General features: G+C 27.1%; 3 protein-coding genes and 1 pseudogene. 2 read left to right on the top strand and 2 right to left on the bottom strand.

What is annotated here, in order from left to right:
- The first annotated feature begins 123 nt into the window (after positions 1-123).
- Both ASE55_RS02855 and ASE55_RS02850 read left to right on the top strand, forming a co-directional pair.
- Positions 124-762: a hypothetical protein gene (locus ASE55_RS02855; RefSeq protein ID WP_056215294.1), complete on the top strand. Its 639-nt coding sequence runs from the start codon at positions 124-126 to the stop codon at positions 760-762.
- A 32-nt stretch (positions 763-794) separates the two neighbouring features.
- Positions 795-1,691 (top strand): hypothetical protein, encoded by an 897-nt coding sequence (locus ASE55_RS02850; protein ID WP_056215290.1) that lies wholly within the window; start codon positions 795-797, stop codon positions 1,689-1,691.
- A 299-nt stretch (positions 1,692-1,990) separates the two neighbouring features.
- Here ASE55_RS02850 and ASE55_RS02845 read toward each other — a convergent pair whose 3' ends face one another.
- Complete coding sequence (locus tag ASE55_RS02845) at positions 1,991-2,749, bottom strand: T9SS type A sorting domain-containing protein (protein WP_056215288.1); 759 nt, start codon at positions 2,747-2,749, stop codon at positions 1,991-1,993.
- Between the two features lie 155 nt (positions 2,750-2,904).
- A pseudogene (locus ASE55_RS02840) lies at positions 2,905-4,148 on the bottom strand (hypothetical protein); the annotation flags it as partial.

The following is a 4,148-nucleotide window of genomic DNA, read 5'->3' as shown; positions in this document are numbered from 1 at the left end:
ATATAAATTTTTAGGAATATTCTAATCTTCTAAAATGATTTATAAGAGGGGGTATTCTTCAATTCATAGTGATATCTGTATTGAAAAGATTTGTAAAGATAATAACATTTAAAAACTAATATTATGAATTTAGATTTAACATGGACAAGTTTTGATGACAATCAACAGAAAGTCATAAAAGAATATTGTGCACTTTTACTTGACCAAGGATTTAACAATAGTGAAACGAATTTTTTCACATTGTATAATCAAGATAGTTCTTATATAATCATTAATATTTTGAAAGATCACATTTTTGTCAATAAACAGAGATGGATAAATTCAAAATACTTAAATTCAAAGTATAATTTTATTGAACCTCAATTGAATGCTGCAAAAACAGGAGCTCGATTCAAAGAAATTATAGACAACCTTATTTTAGCTAAAGAAGCGGATGAAGACAAAAACCTGGCATATTTTGAAACTGTAAAAAATATGATAACTAAATTGAAGGAAGAGCATGAATTTGCAGATCTTTATGATTTCGATTGTCAGACTAATAGAATGAGAAAGTTGATAAAACATGAAGGATATAATAAAAGTACCTTCATTTTCAATTTCAATAAATTAAATGTGATATTTATTTTCGAAGGAAATTCGGAGCATAAATCAAGTTATCTTCCAATTGAATCTCTTTTAAGTAATACGGTTGAAGAAAATATAGAAATACTTATGTCTTTCAATGGTATGGATAATTTTATAGGAGTTAATGGATTTTTTTAAAAGGCAAATGATTAGAAAAAAAAATCTATAAAATGTCACTAATTAATTTTCAATTTGGAGAGTTTGAAAGTAGCTCTCCGGGCTGGTTTGGTTGGCTATCACTCTTGTCAACACTTACTATAACAATTTTAAGTATCTGGTTTGCATATTATTTAGGTGAAAGAACTTATAAACGGGATAAAAAAGATAAAGCTTCTGAGGAGGAAAGAAATATCAAATCTGAGAATGAATTGTTTATAAATAATCTACAGGAATTACAAAACAACGTTCAAGTACAAATTGGTTTTTTGAAAGAATATATAGAAAATAAAGATTTCAGATTAAAAATTAATCCTACACTTCAAGTAAATTTTTTAAAATTTATTAAAGTAAAAACTTTATACAATGAAAAATCTGATCAAGGAATAACAACTTTAAATCACCTGCTAGCTAGTTTGTATTCTAATGATACGATTTTGGAAAATTTGAGATCAGAACTAAATAACTTTATCTCAAAACATAATATTCATGAGACAAAATTTAAAAATGGATATAGACAAATTTTGTACACAAAATTCTTTAAATTCTCTAACTTGAGAGCCGTTAATTATAGAGAAAATGCTGGAAGAATAGAATGGGCTTATAATGCTGATGATATATTTATGCAAGAATATTTTAAATTAACACAATCTGATATTGCAAATGATGACACATCAACAGCTGATCATAACAAAATTGATGCAAATTTTTTATTACCTATAATTGAATTATCAAAGAATCATGTTCCAAGAGATGCTATTGCGATAGAGGTTCTTGATATAGCAAATGATGCACATTCCGCTTATCTAGATATGCAAGCTCTTACTAATGCTCATTTTAATGTCATTAATAGTTATTTAACTACACTCGAAGATCTAAATGTTGAAATTCAGGAATTTTTAACAGCGTAAAAAATCTCAAGAAATAAAAAATTTTGAACAAAGGAGCAACGAATGACAAGCGTTTTGAAGAAACGAGCAGTCTGAGGAAGTGACGACTGAAAAATTTATTAATAGTTTGAAACCGTCAAAAATTGGTTTTTAAAGAAAATATACTATTTTTGCCAACGAAAAAACAGGATTTATAAAATCTGCACAGCTTAACGGCAGGATTTCTAAAATCTGAACAGTTTTTTCTTTTTAAGTTGAAAATAAACTTATAAAAATCCATCTCAAACAATTTTGAAGATGGATTTTTGTCTTAAAGATTACTAATTAACTATAAATTTATGGGTCATATTTTCTGTTTTAAGAAAATAGATACCTTTCAATAGATTATCTATTAATATTGAATTGCTTTTTAAGTTTGATTTATTAATCAGTCTTCCTTCACTATTATAAATAAGGATTTCATTTACCTTTTTATTAAGATACAGATATTCACCATTTTTAATTGGATTAGGATAAATTGAAAGCTGAGCCACCTTAGTAACTTCGCTAATTCCTAAATTTGAATAACATGTCCAGGAAAGATCATCAATAGCAACTCTCTGCCCCGTATTAGGATTTACAAGTTTAATAATGATATTTCCTACGATATTTATATTATCAAGTGTTGTTGTCACAACTCCGGAATTATAAGGTATTGTTCCAACCTGGATATCATTAATTTCCAGAATAAGGTTTCCCGGATTTCCTGCAAATTTTAATTGTGTAGTGACAGTGAGGCTTTTAATTCCTCCTGTAATAATAGAGCTCGTAAGGCTACCATTTCTGATAACAATAGCTTTACTATTAATTGTTTGATCAGTTCTCGAATCAGAAGCCGTCCATGTGATATTATTATTTAACCAGCTATTTGTTTCAAAGGAACTAAAGCTTGCAGGAATATTTTCAAAATTTTCTGATCCGCAAGAAAAAAACATTTTATAATTCTGATCATTAATTTTCTGATTAATTGAATTGCAGTAAAGTATATTAGAACAAAGTAATAATACACTGGAAATTAGTAAATTGATTTTGTTTTTCATTTTTTAAAATTTTAAATTAATATCGTTTAAGGTTTGTTTTTTAGATATGAGAATCCCTGTTCTGGATGGATTCCAAAATTTTTTGCTATAACATAGCTGTCGTAAATTTTTTTTGATTTTGTTAGTAGCTTCAGAAAAGCTAAGCATTAGCTTTTTTAGCTTATTTTTATTTGTTGATATATCTTTTTATGCAGATCGGATAAAAAATATGGTTTACTTTTATTTTCGAGTAATATTTTCTTTAACCTCATTCTTTTATTTACAATTAAAGAAATGTAGTTTATTCTGTAAACATTTAAAAAATTATAATAGTTTTTAAATGAGCGCTCCTGATTATTGATTTTGGCAATAGCATTATCTATTAAAATTTCCATATTATCATATTCTTTAAAAGGAATTCTCAAGATATTTATATTATTTTTCAAGGCGTATCTGTTTTTAATCCAGTCGCATTTTATGGTTTTTTTAAAGTTTTTAAATCCTTTAAAATAGTCAACAGGATAATAATGCTGATGTCCGTCATACTCAATGATTAAATTCAGTTTTAGGATAAAAAAATCACATTTTAATTCCATTTCATTTTTCATCCCAGGAAATTTTTTTTGCTTTTTAAAAGTCAATTTTAGAAAGTTTAAATATTCTATGACTTTACTTTCACCTATCGTATCATTTGGATGACAAACTTTACACTTGACTGATGATACGTACTTTTCCCTTTCCCATTCGGAACAGCCACAATTTTTACAAATTAACTCATAGAAAATGATACTTTTATCATTTCGATCTATGGAACCGAAGAATGAAAAAGAGCTGTTCTTTTCTATTAAAATATTATTTATTTTTTCAACAAAATTTTCTCCAGCTTTCTTTTTGTATTCTCTCGTTTTAGCACACTCAGGACAGATATTATTTTTTCCTACTGAAACAGCTGTTTGCGGATAGAGATTTTTATGATGACCAAACAAATTACATTTCACCAGAACAATACTGTTTTTGTCATTGTGAAGATGATCTTCATATCTGATTACAATTTGCTTATCCCGGATAACAGAATTTTTAGAATTTCTTATTCTAGCATTTAATTCTGAAATAGGAATACGGTTGTTTCCGCTTTGAATTATTGAAAGACACTCCGGACATTTTTTTGAACGTCTTAATATCCTTGCATCCTGAATATCCTGCTCAAAAGGTTCGCAGTTATGATCATTACAGCTTAGTAAAGCCCACTTTTTAAGTTGATCACCTGAAAGCTTGTAATAAACATCAACTGGAGTATAAAAATGTTGATTTTCAAGATGTAAAACCTTTAACTCTTCAAGAGAATTTTTACAAATATTGATTTGTTTTTCGGTCATTGTGAATGTATTTTCTATATAAAAAATTTTTACAAAATTATTTC

It is taken from the genome of Chryseobacterium sp. Leaf201 (assembly GCF_001421435.1).
Taxonomy (GTDB): Bacteria; Bacteroidota; Bacteroidia; order Flavobacteriales; family Weeksellaceae; genus Chryseobacterium.
Note: the sequence above shows the minus strand (reverse complement) of the source record. Positions and strands in the feature narration are given on the sequence as shown.

Coding starts and splice junctions, on each gene's coding strand:
- ASE55_RS02845 (WP_056215288.1), bottom strand. CDS start 2,749: ATGAAAAACAAAATCAATTTACTAATTTCCAGTGTATTATTACTTTGT.
- ASE55_RS02855 (WP_056215294.1), top strand. CDS start 124: ATGAATTTAGATTTAACATGGACAAGTTTTGATGACAATCAACAGAAA.
- ASE55_RS02850 (WP_056215290.1), top strand. CDS start 795: ATGTCACTAATTAATTTTCAATTTGGAGAGTTTGAAAGTAGCTCTCCG.